At 45.3% G+C, this 25,490-nt stretch carries 22 protein-coding genes; 15 read left to right on the forward strand and 7 right to left on the reverse strand.

Translation table 11 applies throughout. From position 1 onward, the window contains the following. The first annotated feature begins 44 nt into the window (after positions 1–44). The 8 genes from EXN75_RS04005 to EXN75_RS04040 all read left to right on the forward strand — a co-directional run bounded on the left by EXN75_RS04005 (position 45) and on the right by EXN75_RS04040 (position 8,544). On the forward strand, positions 45–1,898 hold the full coding sequence (locus EXN75_RS04005; protein WP_134842861.1) for a transglutaminase domain-containing protein: 1,854 nt from the start codon (positions 45–47) through the stop codon (positions 1,896–1,898). Positions 1,899–1,926: 28 nt separating this feature from the next. Next, positions 1,927–4,077, forward strand: a complete 2,151-nt coding sequence (locus EXN75_RS04010) for a DUF3857 domain-containing protein (protein ID WP_134842862.1) — start codon at positions 1,927–1,929, stop codon at positions 4,075–4,077. Positions 4,078–4,168: 91 nt separating this feature from the next. After that, positions 4,169–5,461: an MATE family efflux transporter gene (locus EXN75_RS04015; protein ID WP_134842863.1), complete on the forward strand. Its 1,293-nt coding sequence runs from the start codon at positions 4,169–4,171 to the stop codon at positions 5,459–5,461. A 162-nt stretch (positions 5,462–5,623) separates the two neighbouring features. Then, on the forward strand, positions 5,624–5,803 hold the full coding sequence (locus EXN75_RS04020; RefSeq protein ID WP_134842864.1) for a tetratricopeptide repeat protein: 180 nt from the start codon (positions 5,624–5,626) through the stop codon (positions 5,801–5,803). 68 nt (positions 5,804–5,871) lie between these two features. Continuing rightward, positions 5,872–6,105, forward strand: a complete 234-nt coding sequence (locus EXN75_RS04025) for a 4Fe-4S binding protein (RefSeq protein WP_022110402.1) — start codon at positions 5,872–5,874, stop codon at positions 6,103–6,105. Beyond that, complete coding sequence (locus tag EXN75_RS04030) at positions 6,105–7,205, forward strand: 3-methyl-2-oxobutanoate dehydrogenase subunit VorB (RefSeq protein WP_134842865.1); 1,101 nt, start codon at positions 6,105–6,107, stop codon at positions 7,203–7,205. The genes EXN75_RS04025 and EXN75_RS04030 overlap by 1 nt, the downstream gene beginning before the upstream one ends. A gap of 7 nt (positions 7,206–7,212) precedes the next feature. After that, positions 7,213–7,980, forward strand: a complete 768-nt coding sequence (locus EXN75_RS04035) for a thiamine pyrophosphate-dependent enzyme (RefSeq protein WP_134842866.1) — start codon at positions 7,213–7,215, stop codon at positions 7,978–7,980. 21 nt (positions 7,981–8,001) lie between these two features. Beyond that, a complete protein-coding gene (locus EXN75_RS04040) occupies positions 8,002–8,544 on the forward strand; it encodes a 2-oxoacid:acceptor oxidoreductase family protein (protein WP_022110399.1) in 543 nt (180 codons plus the stop codon). 199 nt (positions 8,545–8,743) lie between these two features. On the opposite strand, the gene EXN75_RS04045 is transcribed toward EXN75_RS04040, so the two are convergent. From EXN75_RS04045 to EXN75_RS04060, 4 genes are all read right to left on the reverse strand, one after another. Further along, positions 8,744–10,504, reverse strand: a complete 1,761-nt coding sequence (locus EXN75_RS04045; RefSeq protein WP_134842867.1) for a DUF349 domain-containing protein — start codon at positions 10,502–10,504, stop codon at positions 8,744–8,746. A 231-nt stretch (positions 10,505–10,735) separates the two neighbouring features. Next, positions 10,736–11,662, reverse strand: coding sequence for a magnesium transporter CorA family protein (locus tag EXN75_RS04050; RefSeq protein ID WP_118118587.1), 927 nt, complete (start codon positions 11,660–11,662; stop codon positions 10,736–10,738). A gap of 243 nt (positions 11,663–11,905) precedes the next feature. After that, positions 11,906–13,369 (reverse strand): aminoacyl-histidine dipeptidase, encoded by a 1,464-nt coding sequence (locus tag EXN75_RS04055; protein ID WP_134842868.1) that lies wholly within the window; start codon positions 13,367–13,369, stop codon positions 11,906–11,908. Between the two features lie 58 nt (positions 13,370–13,427). Then, positions 13,428–14,426 (reverse strand): lysylphosphatidylglycerol synthase transmembrane domain-containing protein, encoded by a 999-nt coding sequence (locus EXN75_RS04060; protein ID WP_134842869.1) that lies wholly within the window; start codon positions 14,424–14,426, stop codon positions 13,428–13,430. Between the two features lie 302 nt (positions 14,427–14,728). Between EXN75_RS04060 and rsmA the strand changes: the two genes are divergently transcribed. From rsmA to gmd, 5 genes are all read left to right on the forward strand, one after another. After that, positions 14,729–15,538 carry a 16S rRNA (adenine(1518)-N(6)/adenine(1519)-N(6))-dimethyltransferase RsmA gene (gene rsmA, locus EXN75_RS04065; protein WP_134842870.1) on the forward strand — a complete coding sequence of 270 codons (810 nt, stop codon included), beginning with the start codon at positions 14,729–14,731 and terminating at the stop codon, positions 15,536–15,538. Positions 15,539–15,652: 114 nt separating this feature from the next. After that, positions 15,653–16,213, forward strand: a complete 561-nt coding sequence (frr, locus tag EXN75_RS04070; RefSeq protein WP_118118597.1) for a ribosome recycling factor — start codon at positions 15,653–15,655, stop codon at positions 16,211–16,213. Positions 16,214–16,252: 39 nt separating this feature from the next. After that, a complete protein-coding gene (gene rsgA, locus EXN75_RS04075; protein ID WP_118118599.1) occupies positions 16,253–17,185 on the forward strand; it encodes a ribosome small subunit-dependent GTPase A in 933 nt (310 codons plus the stop codon). 69 nt (positions 17,186–17,254) lie between these two features. Continuing rightward, positions 17,255–18,190, forward strand: a complete 936-nt coding sequence (locus EXN75_RS04080; protein ID WP_134842871.1) for a helix-turn-helix domain-containing protein — start codon at positions 17,255–17,257, stop codon at positions 18,188–18,190. A gap of 17 nt (positions 18,191–18,207) precedes the next feature. Further along, positions 18,208–19,320 carry a GDP-mannose 4,6-dehydratase gene (gmd, locus tag EXN75_RS04085; protein ID WP_022110389.1) on the forward strand — a complete coding sequence of 371 codons (1,113 nt, stop codon included), beginning with the start codon at positions 18,208–18,210 and terminating at the stop codon, positions 19,318–19,320. A gap of 752 nt (positions 19,321–20,072) precedes the next feature. Here the strand turns inward: gmd and EXN75_RS04090 are convergent. Beyond that, positions 20,073–20,972, reverse strand: coding sequence for a diaminopimelate dehydrogenase (locus EXN75_RS04090; RefSeq protein WP_022110388.1), 900 nt, complete (start codon positions 20,970–20,972; stop codon positions 20,073–20,075). Positions 20,973–21,440: 468 nt separating this feature from the next. On the opposite strand from EXN75_RS04090, the gene EXN75_RS04095 reads away from it, so the two are divergent. Then, on the forward strand, positions 21,441–21,938 hold the full coding sequence (locus EXN75_RS04095) for a hypothetical protein (protein WP_134842872.1): 498 nt from the start codon (positions 21,441–21,443) through the stop codon (positions 21,936–21,938). A gap of 219 nt (positions 21,939–22,157) precedes the next feature. Here the strand turns inward: EXN75_RS04095 and EXN75_RS04100 are convergent, their stop codons facing one another. Next, positions 22,158–23,030 carry a PfkB family carbohydrate kinase gene (locus EXN75_RS04100; RefSeq protein WP_134842873.1) on the reverse strand — a complete coding sequence of 291 codons (873 nt, stop codon included), beginning with the start codon at positions 23,028–23,030 and terminating at the stop codon, positions 22,158–22,160. Positions 23,031–23,256: 226 nt separating this feature from the next. Between EXN75_RS04100 and EXN75_RS04105 the strand changes: the two genes are divergently transcribed. Next, positions 23,257–24,918: a putative transporter gene (locus tag EXN75_RS04105; RefSeq protein WP_408005920.1), complete on the forward strand. Its 1,662-nt coding sequence runs from the start codon at positions 23,257–23,259 to the stop codon at positions 24,916–24,918. Between the two features lie 33 nt (positions 24,919–24,951). Here EXN75_RS04105 and rsmD read toward each other — a convergent pair whose 3' ends face one another. Then, complete coding sequence (gene rsmD, locus EXN75_RS04110; protein WP_134842875.1) at positions 24,952–25,482, reverse strand: 16S rRNA (guanine(966)-N(2))-methyltransferase RsmD; 531 nt, start codon at positions 25,480–25,482, stop codon at positions 24,952–24,954. Between the last annotated feature and the right edge of the window lie 8 nt (positions 25,483–25,490).

A 25,490-nucleotide genomic window follows, 5' to 3' on the forward strand; every position in this document is an offset into this window, starting at 1 on the left:
TTTCTTATTTTTGCAAACAGAATAAATAAAAGAAGCAGAGTATAATGAAAATGAGAAAAATGCTCCAATACAGACTTGCAGATTTAGATAGTATGCTGGTATTGCTCTTCGCTTTTTTGCAACCCATCTCGGCTCAAAAAGCTGATGACAATGTGCATATATTGCAATGCAATGATAGATACGTCTTCAAAACAGATGACGCAGGTAAGACGATTGTTGTTAACACTACGGATTATGAGTATGGTGTAACCCAATATTCCGCTATAGTTCAACCATGTGCTTATTACGGAGAGTTTATTCGTTTGGACAAGGCACAGTGTAAGGGGTATGCACAATATAAGTCAGCCATTCCTCGTAATGTCTTTTACGATGATACCAAGATTTGCTACTTTAGCTATCAGATTCCAAAGGTTGGCAAGACTCTGAAGGCTTCTTTTACTAGAACCTATCTCAATCCTATTTATTTCACAACTATTCCTTTGTGTGAAGCTAATTATGTAGAGCATAAGAAGATAGAGGTAATCAAGCCAAAAGCCTTCCAGCAGTTTCGGATAAAAGAATATAATCTTCCTGCTGGTATAGAGAAAAGTACTACATGTAATGCAGAGGGAGATTCCGTTTTTACTTATGTGATTCATTCCTTACCTGCACAGCTGATAGAACCTAATTCTCCATCTTGGGGATATAGTGTTCCTCATCTCTTGGTGTTGGGAGCATTCCAAAGTCTGCAAGATATGTTTGTCTGGTCTCATCAGTTGGCTAATGTGGATTGCTCTATTCCTAATCAAGAAGAAATACTAAGAGAGATACAGAAAGGGGCAAAAAACGATTATGACAAGATAGCCAATACTTATGCCTGGGTACAGCAGAATATCAGATATTTGGCTTTTGAGGCAGGCATTTCTGCCCATCAACCGGCAACACCTGCTGAAACTATTCGTAAGCGTTATGGTGATTGCAAGGCTATGGCTCTTTTGCTCAAAACCTTGCTCAAGGCTCAAGGCTTTGATGCTCGTCAAACGGATATAGGGACATGGGATGTACCTTATTCTTTGCAGGAAAATCCTTCTATTGCATCTATTGATCATGCGATATGTACGGTTTTCTATCAGGGAAAGCCATATTATCTGGATGCTACGAATCCATATATTCCTTTAGGCTATGTGCCAGACAATATACAAGGAAGGATGGCTTTGGTAGAAGACGCAGATAGCTTTCGTATGAATAAGTTACCTGAGCTGGCTGCTGATTCTTGCTTTTCTTCTATAACATATCAGGCAACCTTAGAATCTGGGGATGATGGAAACTACGATATAAAGGGAAAATTGTACTCTAAATGGAAGGGCGATATGAAGTCTTGGATATTAGTGGGGAATGACGCTACGGCACAAGATGAAAAAGAGAAGGCCTTGGTGGCAGCGATGGGGATTGATGAACGATTGGATAAGATTGGGGATATAGTGATGACGGGAAATCGTCCTCAGGATGAGTCTTTGAATATCACTGCTTTTTTTATGAAAAAGGGAGCTGGGCAACTGGTTGACGGTAGTGTTTATTTAGATGTCAATCTCGATGAGAGCCTTTTTCTGACTCCAGTGGATACAACCAAACGGGTTTCCGATTACATGATAAGTATGAAAGTCAAAAATGTGCGTAAGGTCAGTCTCTCTATACCAAAAGGTATGCGTGTGCAGGAACTCCCTGCTCCTTTTGCGTCGCATTCCCATTGGGCTGACTTGTCTTGTACGTTTTCCAAACAAGGCAATCGTGTCGTCATGAAAAAGGAATATGTTATCAAGAACAGGCGAGTAGCCTTGAAGGATATTCCGGCATGGAACAAAATGGTTTCCGAATGGAATGATGCCTGCAATCAGCAAGTAGTTATATTAACAAAATAAGTAATTGATATTTTAAAAGGTTGAGATTATGAAGAATGTAAGAATGGCGGGAGTTGCTTTCTTCTTATTGATGATGCAACTCGTATGTTTGTCGGTTAAGGCCGACAACAAGGCTGATTATCTCAAGTTGGCGCAAAAAGTACGCCAGGAAGTATGGGACAATACGCCTGTTGATTTCAAGAAACGTGCTGTGCCCGAGAAATTCAAGAAGAAATCGGCGGTGATTCTATCTTATTACAAGGAACTGAGTACCGATTACTATCGCAAGGCTACGACAGAGTTGTTTATCAGTGGAAGACTGACACGCCAGATAGATTGCGAGGATATGGAGCGTATGCTGATACAAATCAACGACAAGAAAGCCCTGAAGGACTATTCAGAATTCTCTTTTCTTACAAAATCGAAGAAATGGCTGGGCGGATATCATCATACGACCAATACCATCTTGGGAATTCGTGTGTTGAAGAAAGACGGCACGGTGCAGGTGGTGGATTTCGACGATTACGTAGATGTGAAGGAAGGTAAGAAAGGCAAGGAACTCAGTCAGAAGATTGCGGTGCCAGGTTTGGAGATTGGCGACTGTATTGATGTCTTTTCGTTAGACCAGATAGACACTCAGGAACAGCAGTTGGATCCGTTTGTATTTTTCTTGCGCCAAAGTGAGCCAGTGCTCTATAGCCGTATTCATTGTGTGTTAGATCAGAGTCTTGCCACAGTTTATCGTTCCATGAATGGTGCTCCCGAGTTTAAGCAGACAACGGATAAGGACAAGAATGCCGTGCTCGACCTGACTATGGACCAGCCTGTGGATGCAGAACCTTCCGTATGGTACAATGCAACCGTTCAGTCGCCTTACATCATGATGTTTATTACTCCTACCAAGACCAAGACGGTCATCGTAGAGAAGGCCATGCGCCAGAAGGGTGTTCGTGCCAATCCGGATGTGGCACCTATTCTGCAGGATGACTGGAAACTGATGAAATCTTATGTGTCTAAGGGGGGATATTCTCCTGCAGGTCTTCCTAGTACGTATAAGAGCGTCTTCAAGTCTGCCAAAAAAGAGGGGATGTCTGCCGAGGAGAAAGCTGACCGTATTTATTCTTTTGAGTATGTTAGTAGTGGATCTTCTCAGAGGGCTTTTAATACAGTGGCTAATTATTTGCGTAAATTGGGCGTGGAAATAGAAATGGGCATTACCACTCCGTTTGGTGCATTGCCTGTTGATAAACTGATTAATTATAATTCTACATCTTGGTTCTTCCGTCTCAAGGGAACTAACTTGTATTATTTCCCTGGTACTTATCCTAAGGTTGCTTCCGAGATACCTTATATATATCAAGGAAGAAAGGCGTATATGCAAGATTCCGAGGAACAAATAACGATACCTGTGAGTCAAGCTGAAGACAATAAGTCGGTGAATGATATGGTGGTTAAACTTGATGGTACTAAACTTGATATCAGTAGGAAGGTAACTTATTCGGGTGAACAGAAAATGTACGGTCAGTCTTTGGTGAGTCCTGATAACACGCTTTTTGGTTCAAGCCAACTTGAAGCTTATTGGCGATATTTGAAATACGACGACAAAGATCCGTACTCTTGTTATACTAAGAAGGAATCTGCTGAATTAAAAGGAGCTTTCAATGAATATCAGAAAAATGCCATAGATCCGTTTAAGGCTGAAATCAGTAGTTATCACGATGGTGATCCTGTGCAAGTCGGTGGCTATGGAGTAGATTGCGTGGGAATCCGTCGAGATAGTTCTAACTTTGTTTATCATGTAGATTATGTGATGGATGGAATGGTGAAACGCGCTGGAAATAACTATTTGTTGTCGGTAGGTAAGTTAATAGGAAGTTCGATGAAAATAGAAGGCAAGGATCGAGAGCGTATCGATGATGTTTGGCGCAAGATGGCGTTTGTTGATGAATGGAATATAGAGATTCCGTTGCCGAAAGGATATAAGGTCTCTGCTGAAGCATTAAAGAAGATTGAGACTTCGGTGGCTAATGAGTGTGGAGAATTCACGGTTAAGGCTACCGCTGGAAATGAAAGTGTAAAAGTGTATGTGCGCAAATGTTTTGCTCATAGAGTGGAACCTGTCTCAAACTGGAGCAAACTGTTGGCTTTGGTTGACGCTTGTAGCGCTTTCGCTGATAAGCAGATGGTAATAGCGAAATGAATGTAAGTTTATTGAGTATATTTTTAAATTCTGAAAGAGGTGGTTACAGCTTGAAGGTCATATACCAGTAAAACTAAATGAGGTTTAAAAATTGAAAAAGGTGAATAAACGAATATTGCAATTAGCGGTACCGTCGATAATATCCAATATCACGGTGCCGCTTTTGGGTTTGGTAGATGTCGCCATCGTCGGACATATCGGCGATGCGGCTTATATCGGTGCCATTGCCGTGGGATCGATGCTCTTCAATGTCATCTACTGGCTGTTCGGCTTTCTGCGGATGGGAACCAGCGGAATGACTTCGCAGGCTTTGGGCAGGAGAGACTTGGCGGAAGTGATGAGGCTCTTGGTGCGCTCCTTAGGCATCGGTGTGGGGATAGGTCTGCTCTTCTTCGTGCTCCAGAAATGGCTCATAGGGGGTGGTCTCTGGGCAATGTCGCCAGAGGCTGATGTCGTGGAACTTGCCCGCAGATACTGCTATGTCTGCATCTGGGGTGCTCCTGCCGTATTGGGTCTGTATGGGTTTACGGGATGGTATATCGGTATGCAGAACACCCGTATTCCGATGATGGTTTCGCTGACGCAGAATGTAGTGAATATCATCGCTTCTCTGCTGCTGGTCTTCGTGGGCAAGATGACGGTGGAGGGCGTGGCGCTCGGTACGGTCATCGCCCAATGGTGGGGTTTCCTCATGGCGTGTCTGCTTTTCCGTCTTCATTATCGCCGGTTGGGCAAGTATGATTTCCGACAACATCTCTTAGCTGCGGAACCGCTCAAACGGTTTTTCTCGCTCAACAGGGACATCTTTCTCCGCACGGTGTGTCTGGTGGCTGTCAACCTCTTCTTCACGGCGGCTGGTTCCAGGGAGAGTACCTTGGTATTGGCGGTGAACACCCTGCTGATGACGCTCTTCACCATCTTTTCCTACTTCATGGATGGTTTTGCCTACGCTGCTGAAGCCCTGAGTGGCAAGTATTACGGGGCTAAGAACATGGTGGCCTTTCGGGAAGTGGTGCGCAGGACGATGGGCTTCGGGTTAGCGGTGGCTGCGGGGTTCACCTTATTATATATGATAGGAGGAGAAAACTTCCTTGCGCTCCTGACGGATGATGAGCGGGTGATAACGGCTGCGGGTGATTACTTCTGGTGGGCGGTTCTGATTCCCTTAGCTGGAATGGCGGCCTTTGTCTTCGATGGCATCTTCGTGGGCATCACTCAGTCGAAGTCGATGCTCTGTTCTACTGCCATCGCTTCGGCTTCCTTCTTTGCCCTGTTTTTCATCCTGCATCCGCTGATGGGCAATCATGCCCTGTGGCTGGCTTTCATCATTTATCTCGTTTTGCGTGGCATCGTACTGTATATAATCTACCAAAATAAAATGTAGAAATATCGGATATTATTCTTGAAAAATTGCACACTAAAAAGTAGTGTGCGCATTTTTTAAGAAAATCAACATTAATATAGTTTAAATCTTCCGCTTTTATTCTTTTTCTTAGCTGAAATTTAGTACTTTCGCAGCGTAAAACTTTAAAAATAAATAGAGTAAATGAAAGCAGAAGATTATTATCAACAAGGTAACGCCTGGCGCAAGCAAGGCGACTTTAGGCGTGCCATCGACTGTTATCTGGAGGCCATTGCGCTCGATCCGGAGAGTCCTGCCGTGGCTGCCAAGGAGATGCTGGATGATATCATGAGCTTCTATTGCAAGGACTACTACAATCCATAATAACCGACATGTGGACAACGGCAGTTTTGGTTTACTCCAAGCGTAAAGATAATTAGAACGAAAAGAATATGAGTAAGATTAAAGGGGCTATTGTAGTCGATACAGGGCGCTGCAAGGGATGTGCGCTCTGTGTAGTGGCTTGTCCTCAACATGTCATTGCATTAGCCGAGAAAAAAGTGAATGTGCATGGTTATCGCTATGTGGAAGCGGCTGTGCCGGATGCATGCGTGGGCTGTACTTCGTGCGCCATCGTATGCCCTGATGGATGTATTACCGTGTATCGTAAGAAGGAGAATGAATAATGGCTGAACAACAGAAACGTGAAATAACTTTGATGAAGGGTAATGAGGCGATTGCTCATGCCTGCATCAGATGTGGTGTGGATGGTTTCTTTGGCTATCCGATTACTCCACAGAGTGAGATTATAGAGACTTTGGCTTTGCTCAAACCTTGGGAGACTTCTGGTATGGTGGTGCTCCAGGCTGAGAGTGAGGTGGCTGCCATCAATATGGTTTATGGCGGTGCGGGTGCCGGTAAGCGTGTGCTTACTACTTCGTCGAGTCCGGGTGTGGCTTTGATGCAGGAGGGCATTTCCTATATGGCGGGTGCCGAGATTCCAGGTGTCATCGTCAACGTGCAGCGTGGCGGTCCTGGACTGGGTACTATCCAGCCTTCGCAGGGTGACTATTTCCAGGCTACTCGTGGTGGTGGTAATGGTGACTATAATGTAATTGTATTGGCTCCGGCTTCTGTACAGGAGATGGCTGACTTCGTGGACTTGGCTTTCACCTTGGCTTTCAAATACCGTAATCCGGCGATGATACTGAGTGATGGTGTCATCGGTCAGATGATGGAGAAGGTGGTGCTTCCTCCTATGAAACCTCGTCGCACTGAACAGGAGATTGCAGAGGAATGTCCTTGGGCTACCATCGGTCGTAAGAAGGACAGAAAGCCGAATATCATGACTTCCCTGGAACTGAAACCGGAAGTGATGGAGGAGCGTAATCTGATGATGCAGGAGAAATACAGGAAAATCCGTGAGACGGAGGTGCGCTACGAGATGCAGTGCTGTGAGGATGCCGACTATGTGATCGTGGCCTTCGGCAGTGCTGCCCGTATTGCGGAGAAGAGTATCGAGAGTGCCCGTGAACAGGGTATCAAGGTGGGACTTTTCCGTCCGATCACGCTCTGGCCTTTCCCTACTCAGGAAATCCATCAGTTGTCTGAGAGCAAGAAGGGCATCCTCGTGGCAGAAATCAATGCCGGACAGATGGTAGAGGATGTGCGTCTGGCTGTGAATGGTTTGGTGCCTGTAGCGCATTTCGGTCGTTTGGGTGGTATTGTGCCTGAACCAGAGGAAATCGTGGAGGCGCTCAAGCGATTAATTACTGAAAATATATAAATTATACATTATGAATGATATAATTTCACCAGAAAACTTAGTATATAAGAAACCGACACTGATGAACGATGTTCCGATGCATTATTGCCCGGGCTGTTCGCATGGTGTGGTGCATAAGCTTGTCGCCGAAGTGATAGAGGAGATGGGTATGGAGGATAAGACGGTGGGCGTTTGTCCTGTGGGCTGCGCCGTCTTCGCTTATCGTTATTTGGACATTGACTGGCAGGAAGCGGCTCATGGTCGTGCGCCTGCAGTGGCTACGGGTATCAAGCGTTTGTGGCCAGATCGTCTGGTATTTACTTACCAGGGTGATGGTGACTTGGCTTGTATCGGTACTTGTGAGACGATTCATGCCTTAAACCGTGGTGAGCATATTGCCATTATCTTCATCAATAATGCCATTTATGGTATGACGGGCGGTCAGATGGCTCCTACTACTCTGCTGGGTCAGAAGACGGCTACCTGTCCTTACGGTCGCCAGCCTGATCTTCATGGTTATCCGCTCAATATCACCGAACTTGCCAGTCATCTGACGGGTACTTGCTATGTGACCCGACAGAGCGTGGAAACTGTAGCGAGCATCAGAAAGGCTAAGAAAGCTATCCGCAAGGCCTTTGAGGCAAGTATGCAGGGCAAGGGTTCCAGTCTGGTGGAAATTGTTTCTACCTGCAACAGTGGTTGGAAACTATCTCCTGTGGAAGCTAATAAGTGGATGGAAGAGAATATGTTCAAGGAGTATCCTAAGGGAGACTTGAAGGATACGACGGGGATATAAATGAGAAATGAGAAATTAGAAATGAAGACAGAAATCATTATATCTGGGTTTGGTGGTCAGGGTGTTCTCTCTATGGGAAAAATCCTGGCTTATTCTGGACTGATGGAGGATAAAGAGGTGACTTGGATGCCTGCATACGGTCCGGAACAGCGTGGCGGTACGGCGAATGTGACGGTGATCGTGAGTGATGACCGTATCTCTTCGCCTATCTTGAGCCATTATGATGTGGCTATCGTACTGAATCAGCCTTCGCTCGATAAGTTTGAATCGAAGGTTAAGCCGGGCGGTGTGCTGATCTATGATGGGTATGGTATCATGAATCCTCCGCAGCGTAAGGACATCACCGTGTATCGTATTGATGCGATGGACAAGGCGGCTGAGATGAAAAACGCAAAGGTGTTTAATATGATTGTGCTGGGTGGTCTGCTGAAGGTTTGTCCTGTGGTGAGCACTGACGGTCTGAACAAGGCACTCTTCAAGTCGTTGCCTGAGCGCCATCATGGTTTGATTCCTCTCAATATGAAAGCGGTGGAAGAGGGCATGAAAATCATAGAAAAGATGTAAGTGTGATATAAGTCCTGTTCGTGCAAGGCGAGAACAGGCTTAAGGGTCTAAAAAAAAGTCCCACAGATTTCACAGATATCCACAGATTTATTTCTCTTCAAAAGATCTGTGTTAATTTGTGAAATCTGTGGGACTTTAATATTTCATCGGTCTATGAAAGACCTATGTAAAGTCCGTGAGATCTGTGGGGCTATATATTTTACTTATTTTCTGCATCAATAGCCTTGATCTTATTTTTTACCAGTTCGAGTTCATCCTTGAGCTTCTGCACCTTGCGGTTCATTTCCTCTACGAGACTGTTGCCCTTCTTGCTGGCAGCATTGAGGAAGCCGAGGTTGTTCTCATAGGTGGTGATATCGCTGCGCAACTGGTCGTAGCGGCGCAAGAGTCGTCCACGCTCATTGTCCAAGGCATCAGAACCCTTCTCAGCCACATTCTTCAGATTGTTCTTGAAATTGTCGAGACGGCGCTTGGCGTTGCTGATGTGCAAGTCCTTATAGATCTTGTCGAGCACTTCGTGATACTCCTTGTAGATATTGTCCTTTTCCTTGAAAGGCACATGACCGATGGAGTTATATTCCTCTGTCAGCTTCTGCAGTGCCTGCTGCACGTTCTCTACAGGGTTTTCGAGCAAGTCCTTCAGCTTAGCCACTACTTCGCGCTTCTTCGCCAAGTTGCTGTGCTCCGTGTTTCTGGTGCCCGCATTAGCCTTGTTGCGAGCCTCGAAGAATTTGTTGCAAGCATCGAGGAAGTCCTTCCAGAGCAGTTCACCCTGTTTGCGAGGCACAACGCCCACGGTCTTCCATTCTTTCTGCAGTGCGATAATCTTGTCGCCCGTCTTCTTCCAGTCTGTGCTATCAGCAAGTTCCTGTGCCTTCTTGACGAGTTCCTGCTTCTTTTCCAAATTGCTGGAATATTGCGATTTCAGTTCCTTGAAGAACGCAGCCTTCTTGCTGAAGAACACGTCATTGATGGTGCGGAAGCGTTCAAAGATCTTCACGTTCATCTTTTGAGGAGCAAAACCGATTTCACGCCATTCCTGTTGCATAGCGATCACCTCCTTGGTAGTCGTTTCCCACTGGGCTGCAGTCTTGATGGCATCCAGGTCAATCGCCTCCAACTTTTCGCAGAGCGCAGTCTTCAGTTCGAGGTTCTTCTCCTCCTTAGAGCGGATTTCCTCAAAGTACTGCTGGTGCTTCTTGTTGATCACGGTGCTTGCCGCCTTGAAACGGCTCCAGATCTGCTCGCGCAATTCCTTGGCAACAGGACCGATTTCGCGGTACTGCTGGTGCAAGTCCTGCAACTGGTGGAAGGCAGAGATGACATCCGGTTCCTCGTCGAGCTTTTCAGCAGCTTCGCAGAGTGCGGTCTTAGCCTCAAGGTTTTTCTTGAAGTCGTATTCACGTGCCTCGCTGTTAAGTTTCAGAAGGTCGTAGAACTGCTCCATGTAGAGCTGGTAGTTGCGCCACAACTCATTAGCCTTGTCGGCAGGCACGGTCTTGATTTCCTTCCATTCCTGCTGCAGGGTCTTGAAGTCATTATATGATTGGTTAGCTTCCTCAGGAGAGGTAGCCATAGCCTTGATCTTTTCTATAATCTCAAGTTTTTTTGCTAAATTTTCCTGCTTTTCCTCTTCCTGTTCAAGGAAGATCTTGGCGCGTTTTTCCTTGATGATCTGCATTTCAGCCTTGAAAGCTTCTTCTGTGTCATCAGGTAGGAGTACGAATTTTTCAGGATCACCACCTTTTTCCAGATACTCCTTGGTTTGAGCATCCCGTTCTGCGAGGTGAAGTTTGTAGAAAGTTGTCTTCAGGTGGTCGAGCTCTTCCTTATTAGGAGCTTCGGCACTGCGAGCGATTTCTTTCACTCTTTCGAGCACTTCCTGCTTGGTGGCATACGCCTTCTTGGCAGGTTCTTCCATGGTTCCCTGTAACAGGGCATTTTCTTGAGAGTCCATCATTTCACTGTATTTAGTTTATGATTCGATTTCTTGGCAGATAACGGTGTCGCTATCTGCCACATACACACACAATAATTTTGCAAACTTAAGTAAAAAAAGCGAAAAATCCTAATTTTATTTTTTATTTTTACTTTTATCTTCGCTTTTTTATGTTTTTTTATCATTATTTTTCTGACTTGTTGTGTTCTTCTTGCTCTATGCCCCTGCGCTATGCGGGGCTCGGCTCCTTCCTTAGAGCAAGCGCTTATAGCGCAGGAATCCCCACGTAAGGCCTGATACGACGATAGAGATGAGGATGGCAATGCCAAAACCGATGGAGCTGTCTTCCATGCCGTTGATGAGATTCATTCCGAAGAAGGAGGAAATCAGGGTAGGCAACATCATGACGATACTGATGGACGTCAAGGTACGCATCGTGGTATTCATGTTGTTGTTGATGATGCTGGAATAGGTGTCCATCGTGGATTCCAGAATATCTGAATAGATATTGGTGGTTTCACGCGCCTGGGTCATCTCGATGTTGACGTCCTCAATCAGGTCGGCATCCAACTCATCCACCTGGAGTTTGAACTTCAGTTTAGACAGCAGGTTTTCATTGCCTCGGATGGAGGTAATGAAATAGGTGAGGGAATCCTGCAGACGTGAGAGACCGATCAGGCTTTCATTGTTGACACCATGATCCAGATTGCGCTTGGCTTTCTCGATGAGCGAGTTGATCTGCTTGAGTCGCTTCAGATACCATACGGCAGAGGAAAGGAAGAGACGGAAAATCATATCCACATAGTCGGTGAAGCCTTCACCTCGTTTCTGCTGGAAACTCACGAAATCAATCATCATATTGGTCTCGTAATAGCAGACGGTGATGGTGACATCCCGCTTGTGGATGATACCCAATGGTACGGTAGTATAAGGCGTGCGGCTTCTGATTTCCTTGACATAAGGAATACGGAGGATGATGAGCATCCAGCCATCGTCGTATTCGTAGCGGGCACGCTCATCGGTATCACTGATGTCCGAGAGGAAATAATCAGGGATTTTGAATTCGTCTTCCAGCAAGCGCTGGTCTTCGTCGGTTGGACAAGTTACTTGTATCCAGCAGTTAGGCTGCCATTCATTGATAGCCTGCAGATGATTCTCTGTATTCCAATATGTTCTCATTGTTGCTAATCTCCACAAAATAAAAGTTTGGGGTATGGAGATTAGCTATCCCCCCAAAGCGGTGAATGGGTTTCTTTCTGCTGAATCTCCACGCCTACAATTCATTGTTGTTGTCCGCGTGATAATCGTCCATTTGTTTAATATTTAAAATTCCGGCTGCAAAGGTAATTAAAATAAACCAAAATGGCAAAAATAAAGCCGGGAATTTTCTTCCCGGCCCTATATTTTTAACCTTTTTGTAAATTATTTGGTTGGAATCTCGGCAAGCAACTGCTTCATGAGATTCCAGAATGGTGCTACGCAACTGATCTGGCAACGCTCAAACTGGGTGTGAGGGCTGCAGAGGGTAGGACCGAAGGATACGACATCGAGGTGTGGATATTTGCCCAAGATGATAGAGCACTCCAATCCGGCATGAACTGCCTGCACCTTGCCGTCTTCGCCGTTCTGCTCCTTATATACCTTGAGTACATGCTTCAGAATGTCACTGTCTGGGTTTGGATTCCAACCGCCATAGCTGCCGCTGAGTTCCACCTTCATGCCTGCCATAGAGAAGCAGCTCTCAAACATGGTGGCGATGTAAGCCTTGTAACCTTCGTGTGATGAGCGGGCGAGAATCTTGATGGCAGCCTTTCCTTCGCCAATCTCTACGATGGCAAGGTTGGATGAGGTTTCTACGATTTCTGGCATAGATGGAGCCATGCGCAATACACCGTCGTGGCAAGCATAGATGGCATCTACGAGATTGTCCTGTATCTCCTGTGGTACTTCCATCTTAGGAGTCTCTACGTTCTCTGTGAAGAATTCTATCTTCTCGATGTTCTCGATACCCTTGAATTCATCCTGGAGTTCTTCCTTCCAGTCTGCTACCAAGTCCTGGAGTGCCTCTACGTTCTCCTTTGGCAAGGTGAGTACAACCTCAGCCTCGAATGGGATGGCATTGCGCATATTACCTCCGTTCCAGGAAGCAAGACGAGCGTCGAGTTCGGCAATGGCTTCACGTACGAAACGAACCATGCATTTGTTGGCGTTGGCACGACCTTCGCAGATTTCGATACCAGAGTGACCGCCCTTCAAGCCCTTCAGGGTTACCTTGACAGCAGCATCTTCCTGGCCGGTTTCTACTTCCTTGTAGTCGAGGGTTGCTGTAATATCAATACCACCTGCGCTACCGATGACGAATTCACCCCAAACCTCTGTATCGAGATTGAGCAGGATGTCGCCGTTCAGTTCACCTTCAGGGAGTTCGTTGGCACCAAACATACCAGTCTCTTCATCGCGTGTGATGAGACCCTCTACCGGACCGTGCTGCAAGTCTTTTGCCTCCATGACAGCCATGATAGTAGCCACGCCCAGACCGTCGTCGCTACCGAGGGTAGTACGGTTGGCATGAACCCAGTCGCCATCGATGATAGTCTCGATAGGATCGGTTTCAAAATTGTGCTTGCTGTCTTTTGCTTTCTGAGGCACCATATCCATGTGCGCCTGCAGGATAACGCCCTTGCGGTTCTCCATACCAGGAGTAGCAGGTTTGCGCATCACGATGTTGCCTGCAGGATCCTGGAAAGCCTCTACACCAGCTTCCTTTGCCCAGTTGAGCAAGTAAGCCTGAATTTTCTCCAAATGTCCTGATGGACGTGGAACTTGTGTCAATTTGTCGAAGTTACGCCAGATTTCTACTGGGTTCAGATTCTTAATTTCAGCCATAATATTTTATTTAATTAGAAATGTTTTTTAATTAGAAATTAGAAATGAGAAATGGTTTTTAAAACTTTGTCATTTTTTTGTCCGTGAACGAGAGCGAAATCCATGCATAGATGCCCAGCAGGATGACGAGCAGGGTCTGGATGGAGTGGACGATCAGCACGAAGAACAAGGCATCGTTTGATGAAATGCCATAGAGAATGAGCATCGTCTTCACGGCAAAATGCCAAGGTCCTGCTCCGTTCGGGGTAGGCACAACTACGGCGATACTGCCGATGATGAAAGTCACCAGTCCGCACATCACGCTGAGATGACTGGTTGCCTCAAAGCATTGGAAGGTGAGGAAATAGTGCAGGAAATAGCAGAGCCAGATGCCCAAGGTGAAACCGATGAAAAGCGGTACGTTCCTCACGCCCTTGAGCGATGCAACTCCCTGCCAGAGTCCCTGAAGGGTGGCTTTCACCTTATTATATATAGAAAGTTTCTTGAGCAGGAAGTGCAACAGGATGAGGATGGCTATGCCGCAAATGGTAGTAACGATGTATCCCGTGGCAGTAAACTGGTGCAGAATACTTTCCATACTGGTGCCTGTCTTGTCGAAGAAATTGAGGAACACCGGTATCTGCAGGAGAAAAACGCAGCCGGCGATGAGCAAAACCAACAGAGAGTCGATGATGCGCTCAGTTACCACGGTGCCCAAGGACTTGGGGAATGAGATTCCCTCCCAGCGTTTCAGTACACCGCAGCGGGCAAACTCTCCGATGCGAGGCACCAGCAGACTCAGGGCATAACTCATGAAAATGGAGTTGACGCTGACACTACTTCGAGGGTGTTCTCCAATGGGGTCGAGTGTCTGTTTCCATCTCCAGCCACGGAAGGCCTGTGCCAGAATACCGAACGGAAAGGAAAGGAGCATCCAGGTCCAGTTCATCTTGTGCAGCAGGACGTCTTTTACCTGCTGGAAATCGAATCCACGGTACATCCAGTAGAGGATAGCGCCTCCCAAGAGGAGTGACCAACCCACCTTCAATATATTGTTTATCGTCTTCTTGATATTCATAGTTGGTGCAAAGGTACGATTTTTATCCGCAATAGCGAATGAAAAACATTACTTTTTAGCATGTAAGTGATTATTTTTAGCATAAATAAACATCAGGAGCGCTTTCCCGCTGCATGAATCTTGGCCTCCAGCACCGTCTGTTCTGGTGCTGATTTTGTGAAAAGTTGATAATTTAACAGAGTTAACTGCATGAATATCAAAAAAAAATAGTAAATTTGCAGAATTATTGGGTGATTTGTCGCATTGCATGGTCGAAAAGGGAATGAGGCGCATCACTTCTTGAAAACAACTTATAAATTAGCATGAAAGCGGTTAAACCAAAGAAAAATCTCGGTCAGCATTTCTTGACCGACCTGAATATAGCTAAGCGTATTGCCGATACGGTGGATGCTTGTCCTGATATTCCTGTGCTGGAAATAGGTCCTGGCATGGGCGTTCTTACTCAGTATCTTGTGGAGAAACCTCGTCTGGTCAAGGCTGTGGAGATCGACTCTGAATCGGTGGCTTATCTGCATGAGAATTTCCCTCAGCTCCAGGATCGTATCATCGGTGAGGATTTCCTGCGCATGGATCTCAACCGGATTTTTGACGGAGAGCAGTTTGTGCTTACCGGCAACTATCCTTATGATATTTCCTCTCAGATTTTCTTCAAAATGCTCGACTACAAGGAACTCATTCCATGCTGTACGGGTATGATTCAGCGAGAAGTGGCTTTGCGCATTGCTTCAGAACCAGGAAACAAGGCGTATGGCATCCTGAGTGTCCTGATACAGGCTTGGTATGATGTGGAGTATCTCTTCACGGTGGATGAGGGCGTGTTCAATCCGCCTCCAAAGGTGAAGAGCGCCGTCATCAGAATGACCCGCAATGATGTGAAGGAATTGGGGTGTGATGAAAAACTCTTCAAGCGCCTCGTCAAGACTGTGTTCAACCAGCGCAGGAAAATGCTCCGCGTCAGTCTGAAACAGATGTTCCCGGGAATGACTCCACGTGAGGATTTCTATACTACAGACATCATGACCAAGCGCCCTGAACAGCTCACTATCCAGCAGTTTGTGGAACTCACCAACTATGTGGATGAGGAACTGAAACGCCTGGAAAGCGCAAAATAATTAGCTGATAATTTGGCTAATTGATAAGAAATGCCTATTTTTGTGGCGGAAAAGAAGTCCTATGGGCGGAAAAGAAATAGAAACTAACAATAACAAGTAATAAAATAAAGAATTATGATAGACGTAAAAGAAACTTTGAGTTCAGCAGGTGAGCGTATGGAGATGGCAGCGATGTATCTCGCAGAGGAGCTCTCTCATATTCGTGCAGGACGTGCCAATGTGGCTATCCTCGATGGTGTAAGAGTCAACAGCTATGGCAGTATGGTACCGCTCAATCAGGTGGCTAATATTACTACTCCTGATGCCCGTACCATCGCTATCCGACCTTGGGACAAGAAGGCCATCAAGGATATCGAAAAGGCGATTATGGACAGTGGCGTGGGTATCACTCCTGAAAACAATGGTGAAATCGTGCGCCTGGGTATTCCTCAGCCAACTGGTGAGCGCCGTAAGGAACTCGTGAAGCAGTGTGGCAAGATTGCTGAGAAGGCTAAGGTGGAGGTGCGCAATGTGCGTAGCGAAATCAAGGACAAACTGAAGAAGGCTATCAAGGACGGTCTTTCTGAGGATTTGGAGAAGGACGCTGAGAACGAGTTGCAGAAATTGCACGATAAATACATCAAGCAGCTTGAAGCACTGATGGCTGATAAGGAAAAGGAAATCATGACCGTCTAGTCTTACTGACTCTTTGACAATCATTATTGCAGTGAGTAGATGAAAGGACTTGTCATCAAAAATACAGGAAGCTGGTACACCGTCAAAACTGACGATGGCCAGCTTATTGAAAGTAAAATCAAGGGTAATTTCAGATTGAAGGGCATCCGCAGTACCAATCCTGTGGCTGTGGGTGATCATGTGGAAATTATCACCAATCAGGAAGGTACGGCTTTTATTTCTGCTATTGAGGATAGGCGTAATTATATTATCCGAAAGTCGCCTAATCTCAGTAAACAGAGTCATATCCTCGCCGCCAACGTCGATCAGGCCTTGTTGGTGGTTACTGTCAACTATCCGCAGACTTCCACCACTTTTATTGATAGATTCTTGGCCAGTGCCGAGGCTTATAGCGTGCCGGTCGTCCTTGTGTTTAATAAGCACGATCTTCTCTCTGAAGAGGAATTGCATTATGAGAAGATGATGTGTACGCTCTATGAGACCGTGGGCTATAAGTGTGTTGAGATTTCTGCCGAAACGGGAGAGGGCGTAGAACAGTTGTTCCCTATCCTGAAAGACAAGATTTCTCTTCTGAGCGGCAATAGTGGTGTGGGGAAGTCAACGCTGATCAACCGCCTGATTCCTCATGCTTCCCAGCGCACTGCAGAAATCAGCGATGCGCACAATACGGGTATGCACACCACCACATTCAGTGAGATGATTGAACTGCCTGGTGGTGGTTATCTGATAGATACTCCGGGAATCAAGGGCTTCGGTACGTTTGATATTGAGAAAGAAGAACTGACCAGTTATTTCAAGGAAATCTTCCATTTCTCCAAAGATTGTCGTTTTTCCAACTGTACGCATACCCACGAACCGGGTTGTGCGGTTATCAAGGCGGTGGAAGATCACTTCATTGCCGCCAGCCGATACCAGAGTTATTTGTCCATGCTCGAAGACAAGGACGAGAACAAGTATCGTGAGGCGTTTTGAGAAAATGAGAAATGAGAAATGAGAAGTGAGAAGTGAGAAGTGAAGAACGAAGAATAAAGGAACATATTCATGGCAAAGCAAGAACAGAAGGACATCAAGCAACGTATTGAGCAGGGGGAGTTTGCTCAGAGTGCAGAGATCAGTGCAAGCTATCTGGATGAGGATATTCTCATCATTGATAATATCAAGGTACTTGCCAATCCTGATCCTGTGAGACTCCAGATGAATATGATTGCTTCTTGCCAGAAAGGAAATCTGAAGATGGAGGTAAATGGTAAAACGGTGGAAGTGGGCAAAAACGATATCTTCGTTTGTCCGCCTAATTCTGTTGTGGATATCATTGAGTTTTCATCGGATTTCACCTGTGTGGCGCTCTGTGTCACCAACCATGGTATGCAGAATATCCTGAGATCACATATCAATGTGTGGAATCGCGCCATGTATGTGGACAAGGTTTCTGTCATCAGGATGACGAGCGAGGAAATGCTGTTCTATGCCAAGTTTACAGAACTGGTGCGTCTCTGTCTGGATGAAGAGCGCATGGAGCATTCTTCCTGGAATCCTTATCGTCGCGAAATTGTGGAAACCTTATTGAAAACGGCACTTCTCGCCCTTTGTAATGCTTTCACGACCGAGGTGGCTGATGTAGCTAAAAACAATTCTTCTACTTATGATATATTCGACAGATTCCTGGTGATGCTGCAACAGAATGAGGTGAAACACAAACCAGTGGACTTCTTCGCCCAGCAGTTGTGCATTACCCCGAAATACCTTTCCATCGTCTGCAAGCGCCATAGCAATAAGACGGCTATAGAATGGATTACGGAATACACGCTTGCGGATATCACTTACTACCTGCGCTCCACCAATAAGTCTATCAAGGAAATATCAGGTATCTTAGGCTTTTCCAATACCTCGTTCTTCGGTAAGTATGTAAGGGAACATTTCAAGATGTCGCCGCTGAAATACAGGATGAGCCTGAGAGGTAATAGTAAAAATGAATAATAATTAATATAGAAATCATGGATAATAGAAAAGTAGCCCTCATTACGGGTATTACGGGTCAGGACGGCTCTTATTTGGCAGAGTTACTATTAGAGAAAGGTTACGATGTGCATGGCACCATTCGCCGTTCCTCTACTGACTACCGTGAGCGTATCGCTCATCTGGAAGGTAAACCTAATTTCCACCTTCATTATGCCGACTTGGGCGACTCTATGAGCATCATTCAGGTGATGAACAAGGTGAAACCAACCGAAGTTTATAACCTCGCCGCTCAGAGCCACGTTCAGGTAAGTTTTGACTCTCCTGAGTTTACAGCCGATGTAGATGCTACAGGTGTGCTCCGTATCTTGGAGGCTATCCGCCAGTGCGGTCTGGAGAAAACCTGCCGTATGTATCAGGCTTCCACATCCGAGCTTTATGGCAAGGTAGAGGAGGTTCCTCAGAACGAGAATACACCATTCCACCCATATTCTCCATACGCCGTAGCCAAGCAGTACGGTTTCTGGATTGTCAAGGAGTATCGTGAGGCTTACAATATGTTCTGCTGCTCTGGTATCCTCTTCAATCATGAGAGTGAGCGCCGTGGCGAGACTTTCGTTACCCGCAAGATTACTCTTGCTGCTGCCCGCATCAAACAGGGTAAGCAGGAGAAACTCTATCTCGGCAACTTGGATTCTTTGCGTGACTGGGGTTATGCGAAGGACTATGTAGAGTGTATGTGGCTTATCCTCCAGGCAGAAAAGCCAGAGGACTTTGTCATCGCTACTGGTAAGCAGCACTCTGTAAGAGAGTTTGCTCAGTTGGCTTTCCATCATGTAGGTATCGAACTGAAGTGGGAAGGCAAGGATGAGAACGAGAAGGGTATCTGCGTAGAAGGTCCTGAGAATCTGATTGGCAAGACCCTCGTAGAGGTTTCTCCTGATTTCTACCGTCCAACAGATGTTGTCAATCTCTGGGGTGATCCAACCAAGGCAAAGGCAAAGCTCAACTGGAATCCTAACACCACCTCTTTCGAGGAATTGGTGAAGATCATGGTAGAGAGCGATATGGCCAAGGTTGCTGCCGAGGATGCAGGTCAGAAGGTTCGTTGCAACCTCGTGGAATATCTTGAGAAGGGTATCGTAAAGTAATCATCTGATTTTGTAATGATATAAAGGGTGTGGCATCAGTCACACCTTTTTTTGTTCTGAAGGGTCTCATAAACTTCCCAACAAAGTTCTCATAAACTTCCCCACAAATTTGCTCCACAAACTTGCTCCATAAACTTCCCACAGATTTCACAGATTTACACAGATTTTTTTGCTTCAAAAGATCTGTGTAAATTGTGGAACTTTATAATCTCTGCGAAGTTTATCTAAGATCTGTGTAAATCTGTGAAATCTGTGGGACTTAAAAAAACAACGGTCTATATGGAAACTATGCAAATCTGTGGGACTTAAAAAAATCAACGGTCTATATGGAAACTATGCAAATCTGTGGGATTTTATGTTTTATCTGATGAAAATACAGAAATTTGTGGGGAAAAGTCAGAAAAAGGCGACAGATAAATGTAACAAATCGGTAAAAAGGTGCTAAAAATCGTTCATTTGCAGCAAATTGAATGATTTTGCTATTTTATGAACGATAAGTGCTCATGCCTTTTTGATAAAGTTACTATCTTTGCAGCGTGAAAACAACAATGTTTTAGGTTAAGATATTTAGGTTAATAGATTTTAGGTTTATTTTTGTTTAGGTAGAATTTAGCACAAAGGAAAAAACGAGAACGCTGTGACAGCGCCCTCGTTTTTTTGTTTTATCACCCTCCTTTGACAGAGGATACCTATTTTCCTTTTTCAATAAACTTAAAATGCTCTACTTGAGATGCTTTGTATAGAATAGCCTCTTATACCAAGTGAGCGATGATTTCCTCGCGAGAAGCAGGAAGCATATCGATCACAGGAATCTCTGGCATTGTGTAGCAACCTGGTTGCAGGCGCATAGAAGCACGAGCTACGTTCACCAATACCTGTGCAGTAAGAGCAGGGTTGTTGATGCTCATGTTGAACTCGAAGCGCTGGTTCTGTGTCTTACCAGAAACACCCTTGCGAATCAGGTTCACACCATGACCCATATCCTTCACGTCGTCAACAGAAGCTACTGCGAATACGTGAGTCTCATCGTTAGCGAAATAAGGGTCTGCTTTGATTTCTGCAGTAACAGCCTCAAGAGTAGCACCTTCTTCCAACTCTACATAAACCATACGACGGTGGATGCTTTCACCCAATGGGATGGTAACAGAGAGCGCATTCTTAACACCCTTCTTGCTTTTTACGCAAACAGAGTGACCCATGCTCATACCAGGACCGAAGTTGGTATAAGTCAAACCCTTTGGCGCAAGACTCTCCATGAGTACACGTACGATAGAGTCTGAACCTGGATCCCAACCGGCAGAGATAACACTTACCTTGCCGGCCTTCTTGCAGTTCTCCATCTGCTTGGTGCGGTAGTCGAGGATGCTGGTGTGGATGTCGAAGCTATCAACGGTGTTGATGCCAAGAGCAACAATCTTCTCAGCATATTCTGGGCATGAACGGGTAGGAGCAGCTAAGATGGCAACATCTACATCTTTCAACTTTGTGATGTCATCTACTACTTCATACTGAGCCAATTCAGCAGGTTTGTCCTTATCGCCCTGACGACGTACTACACCTGCAATCTCGAAGTCTGGAGCTGCCTCAAGAGCCTCTACAGAAAACTTACCAATGTTGCCGTATCCTACAACGGCTGCTCTGATTTTTTTCATTTCTTTTATTGTTGTTTATTGTTATTTATTATATTCTCAATTTTATTCTGAATCTATCCGAATTCTCTTCTGAACCGCCTCCAGACTTATCTGAATTCTCTTCTGAATCCTCATCTGGATTTATCCGAATTCTCTTTCGAATCTATTTCTTTGCAATTGTTTTTAGCATGACATTGCAATATCGTTTTGGCTTTATCTTTATTTCGGTTGCAAAATTATAGTTTTTCTTTGAGATAATGAACAAAATAACAGATTTTTAACTATCTGAATGTGCAAAAAGTAATAAAATCATATATATGGGGTGTTTATTGCTTGTAAATTGTAAGGTTGGCAACTTTCCACCTTATAGTTTGATGTTTTTGTTGAAATATATGAATATTTGTTACTTTATTTGCGTATTTGATGATTTAATGTTATATTTGCAGCCGAAGTGAGTGACGTATTTATATTTAAAGGAGAAGTAAATAGATGAAAAAAACAGTTTTAAGTTTAGGATTATTGCTCGCCGTTTCTCTTTCGGCTTTTGCACAGAATGAAACCGGACAGAAGAAGTCTGAGAATGGAATGGAGCAGAAGAAGATGGAGAATGCAATGAAGGCTGTAGAGAAAGAGCAGCAGGTTGCATTGTCTCATGCCGGTACTTTTGCCAATAGGTTTGAAACTTTTGTCAAGAGTGCTTCTACCAACAGGGAATTGTCTGATGCCCAGAAAGAAAAGTTAGACTCTACTTATCAGGCTTATCTGGATGAGTACAGTATAGTGAAAGATTCTATCAGCGATGAGGAAGTGCGCCGCGTAAGCAAAGCCAAGGTGGCTTACCAAAAACTGCAGGTGCGCAACTTTACTGACAAGACAACTGACCAGGTTGCTGATGTGGCTAATACGATAGGCGAAAAAGTCTCTAAGGTTTTCAAACGTACCAAGAAAAAAGTGCAGGGAGCCATAGAGGGTTTCAAAAAAGAATAATTAAGTAATTCCTGTTTTCTCTGACAAAAAGGTCCCACAGATTTCACAGATTTACACAGATTTTATATGGATTCTTTTGAAGAAAAAATAAATCTGTGTAAATCTGTGAAATCTGTGGGACTTTATTCTCTCAGCAGGTTCATATAAAACTCAGCGGGAGACTTTATTCTCTCAGCAGGTCCATATAAAACTCAGTGGGGACTTTTTCTGAGCTTTTCTTTATTTCTTTATGATTTTTTCCACATCTTCGATAGACCGGTTGAACGGACCATTGTGCTCCAGTTTGATGGTGCACATGGCAGCTGCAAATTTACCAGCTTCCGTAGGAGTTGCACCCTGCAGTCTCTTATACAGATAACCAGCCGAATAAGTATCTCCGCATCCTGTGGCATCTACCACCTCATGAGGAGGGTAGGCTGGAATCTCATAGAACTTATCATCTACATAGACAAGGGAACCTTCGCTGCCAAGGGTGATGATCACTTCGGTGACTCCCCAGGCATGAATCAGTTTTGCTGCCTCATGGGCATCTTTCAGACCCGTAATGGTTTCCATTTCAGTCTCGTTCACCTTCAGATAGTAGGTATGCTTCAGTACCTTCAACTTCTCTTTCCAGTCGATAGGATACACCTTTTCGTCTCTCACCTCGCGCAGATAACCCTGAACATCGATGGAAACCCTTCCCTTGCGAGACAGATATTCCACCACCTCCGTTGGGAAATCATCAGCCAACAGACTACCTAAATGGAAAACCTTGGCATCTACATGCTCCAACTGCTGGATGGTAAACGGATCGGCCTTTGCCAATACGCGCTGTTTGCGCTCATTCTGATTTTCTCCATAGATATTCTCGAAGAATACGGTATTGCGGGAGGCATTCATCGATACGTCGATGCCAGCCTTGAGCATCTTCTCTACTGGTTCCTTTTCTGTAGGATCCATGGCTGTAACCAGTGAAAAAGTTACATCCTTGGGAAGCTGGTTGATGGCATACGAGAAATAGAATGAGGTGCCGCCAGCCATATAGACGGTACGGTTTGGAGTCACAATCTTGTCTTTTGTGATGTGACCGATACAACAGATATCTTTCATTATAATCGTTTTTATTTCTGATGAACTGAGCCTTCACAGGAGGCTCACTTCTTTGTTCTTTTTGCAAAACGGTTGCAAAGTTACTAAAAAACCGGGAAAAAGAAAAAGTTTTCTTACTGTTTCTGAGAAATAAAATCGATTTTATTTTGTTTTGTCCCTGATTCTGATTACCTTTGCACTCGAAATTGAATAAAAACTCAATAAAAACAACTATTGATAGATTTAGATCATGTGGTTTGATGGATTAATCAACGTACATTCGGCGGTGCAGGGCATCGTCATCCTTTCCTTGATATGTACTTTGGGTCTTGCGCTTGGTAAGCTCCATATCAAAGGCATATCATTGGGAATCGCTTTCGTCTTTTTCGTGGGAATCGTAGCCGGACATCTCGGTCTGACTGTCGATCACAATATGCTGGAGTTTGCTGAAAGCTTTGGTCTCACCATGTTTGTCTATGTGCTCGGACTCTACGTGGGTCCTAACTTCTTTGGTTCCATGCGGCATGAGGGCATTTCGCTCAACCTCTGGAGCATGGCGGTCATCTTGGTGGGTACTCTCTTCTCGCTGCTGCTGTGCTGGGTGCTTCCTGTGAGTTTGCCGGATATGGTGGGCATCCTCTGTGGTGCTACTACCAATACACCTGCGCTCGGTGCTGCCCAGCAGGCTTTGCAACAGTTGGGCATGCCGAGTGGTGGTGCTGCCTTGGGCTGTGCGGTCACTTATCCCTTGGGTGTTGTGGGCGTCATCTTAGCGATGATGCTGTTGCGCAAACTCTTTGTGAAGCCTGAGGATCTGCAAATCAGAAGCAATGATGATGACGACCATACTTCCATCGGACAGTATCTGATTGTGAATCCGGCACTCAATGGTAATACGATTGCAGAAATCTCCATGCTCACTCACCGTAAGTTTATCATCTCTCGTGTCTGGCGTGGTGAACAGGTGATTGTGCCACAAGCTGATACCGTGCTTCATACAGGCGATAATGTGCTGGTGGTGACGAATAAGGACGAGGTGTCTGCCATGCAGATTCTCTTCGGTAAGAAAGTGGATAAGGAGTGGAATAATGATAAGGTGGACTGGAATGCCATTGATGCTAAGGTGGAAAGCCGCATCATCGTGGTTACCCGTCCGGGACTCAATGGTAAGCGACTCGGACATCTTCAGATGCGCAACAGCTATGGTGTGAATGTGAGCCGTGTGCTCCGTGGTGATATCCGACTGTTGGCTACCGATGATTTGCGACTTCAGTATGGCGATCGTCTTACGGTAGTGGGCGATCCTACCAGTATCGACCATGTGGAACAGTTCTTGGGTAATGCTGTCAAGACTCTCAACGAACCTAACTTGGGTGCTATCTTCCTCGGAATCATCTTAGGTCTTGCCGTTGGCACGATTCCGTTTAACATCCCTGGCATGTCTGCTCCGGTACGTCTCGGTATTGCCGGTGGACCTATCGTGATGGGTATTCTGATTGGTGCTTTGGGACCTCGTGTGCATTTCATTTCCTATATGACCCGCAGTGCAGGTTTGATGTTGCGCGAATTGGGTCTTGCCTTGTATTTAGCGTGCTTGGGTCTGGAGGCGGGCGGTCAGTTCTTCGAGACTGTTGTCCGTCCCGAAGGTCTGATGTGGGTAGGTATCGGCTTCCTCATCACACTGGTTCCTGTAGTCATCGTGGGTTTCATTATTCTGAAAACCAAGAAGTATGATTTCGGAAGCATCTGCGGCATTCTCTGTGGAAGTATGGCCAATCCGATGGCGCTGAACTATGCCAATGATACCTTGGATGGGGATACACCAAGCATCACTTACGCTACGGTTTATCCCCTGGGCATGTTTGTCAGAGTGATTATCGCTCAGATTCTCATCATGTTCTTTGTCTGATAGCCATCTGTGTGGCTATCAGAAAAGAGTTGATTATCTGAAGAGGGAGAAGTTGACGCTGCCGTAACTTCTGTGCTCTAAAAATCTCGGATGGTCGGAGAAATCATGGTTTTTGCCATGCTCAAAAACGAAGATACCGTCCTCGTTGAGCAGCTTGCCGTTTAATACTAAATCTGGAATCTTTGCCAGGTCTTCCAATGCATAAGGGGGATCGGCAAAGATGAAGTCGAACTTCTGGTGGCAGGACTTCAGAAAGCGGAATACATCGCCACGTACCAGAATATCCCTTTCTTCATTGAGTTTCTTGAAACATTGGCGGATGAAATTGGCATGGTCACGGTCTGCTTCTACGCTTACCACTTGCTTGCATCCGCGCGAAACGAGTTCCAAGGAGATGCTTCCTGTTCCTGCAAAAAGGTCGAGGGCAGTGGCATCTTCAAAGTCAATGTAACCCTGGAGCACATTGAAGATGTTCTCCTTGGCGAAGTCTGTAGTAGGGCGTGCCTTGAATGTACGGGGAATGTCAAAATGGCGTCCCTTATATTCTCCTGTAATGATTCTCATATTTCTTT

The sequence above is a fragment of the Segatella hominis genome (assembly GCF_004535825.1).
GTDB classification, from domain to species: domain Bacteria; phylum Bacteroidota; class Bacteroidia; order Bacteroidales; family Bacteroidaceae; genus Prevotella; species Prevotella hominis.

Bases quoted from the DNA above. Each gene is read 5' to 3' on its own strand.
- EXN75_RS04040 (WP_022110399.1), top strand. From the start codon at position 8,002: ATGAAGACAGAAATCATTATATCTGGGTTTGGTGGTCAGGGTGTTCTC.
- EXN75_RS04050 (WP_118118587.1), bottom strand. From the start codon at position 11,662: ATGAGAACATATTGGAATACAGAGAATCATCTGCAGGCTATCAATGAA.
- EXN75_RS04095 (WP_134842872.1), top strand. From the start codon at position 21,441: ATGAAAAAAACAGTTTTAAGTTTAGGATTATTGCTCGCCGTTTCTCTT.
- EXN75_RS04060 (WP_134842869.1), bottom strand. From the start codon at position 14,426: ATGAATATCAAGAAGACGATAAACAATATATTGAAGGTGGGTTGGTCA.
- EXN75_RS04020 (WP_134842864.1), top strand. From the start codon at position 5,624: ATGAAAGCAGAAGATTATTATCAACAAGGTAACGCCTGGCGCAAGCAA.
- gmd (WP_022110389.1), top strand. From the start codon at position 18,208: ATGGATAATAGAAAAGTAGCCCTCATTACGGGTATTACGGGTCAGGAC.
- EXN75_RS04045 (WP_134842867.1), bottom strand. From the start codon at position 10,504: ATGATGGACTCTCAAGAAAATGCCCTGTTACAGGGAACCATGGAAGAA.
- EXN75_RS04010 (WP_134842862.1), top strand. From the start codon at position 1,927: ATGAAGAATGTAAGAATGGCGGGAGTTGCTTTCTTCTTATTGATGATG.
- frr (WP_118118597.1), top strand. From the start codon at position 15,653: ATGATAGACGTAAAAGAAACTTTGAGTTCAGCAGGTGAGCGTATGGAG.
- rsmD (WP_134842875.1), bottom strand. From the start codon at position 25,482: ATGAGAATCATTACAGGAGAATATAAGGGACGCCATTTTGACATTCCC.
- EXN75_RS04100 (WP_134842873.1), bottom strand. From the start codon at position 23,030: ATGAAAGATATCTGTTGTATCGGTCACATCACAAAAGACAAGATTGTG.
- EXN75_RS04055 (WP_134842868.1), bottom strand. From the start codon at position 13,369: ATGGCTGAAATTAAGAATCTGAACCCAGTAGAAATCTGGCGTAACTTC.
- EXN75_RS04090 (WP_022110388.1), bottom strand. From the start codon at position 20,972: ATGAAAAAAATCAGAGCAGCCGTTGTAGGATACGGCAACATTGGTAAG.
- rsmA (WP_134842870.1), top strand. From the start codon at position 14,729: ATGAAAGCGGTTAAACCAAAGAAAAATCTCGGTCAGCATTTCTTGACC.
- EXN75_RS04025 (WP_022110402.1), top strand. From the start codon at position 5,872: ATGAGTAAGATTAAAGGGGCTATTGTAGTCGATACAGGGCGCTGCAAG.
- rsgA (WP_118118599.1), top strand. From the start codon at position 16,253: ATGAAAGGACTTGTCATCAAAAATACAGGAAGCTGGTACACCGTCAAA.
- EXN75_RS04005 (WP_134842861.1), top strand. From the start codon at position 45: ATGAAAATGAGAAAAATGCTCCAATACAGACTTGCAGATTTAGATAGT.
- EXN75_RS04030 (WP_134842865.1), top strand. From the start codon at position 6,105: ATGGCTGAACAACAGAAACGTGAAATAACTTTGATGAAGGGTAATGAG.
- EXN75_RS04080 (WP_134842871.1), top strand. From the start codon at position 17,255: ATGGCAAAGCAAGAACAGAAGGACATCAAGCAACGTATTGAGCAGGGG.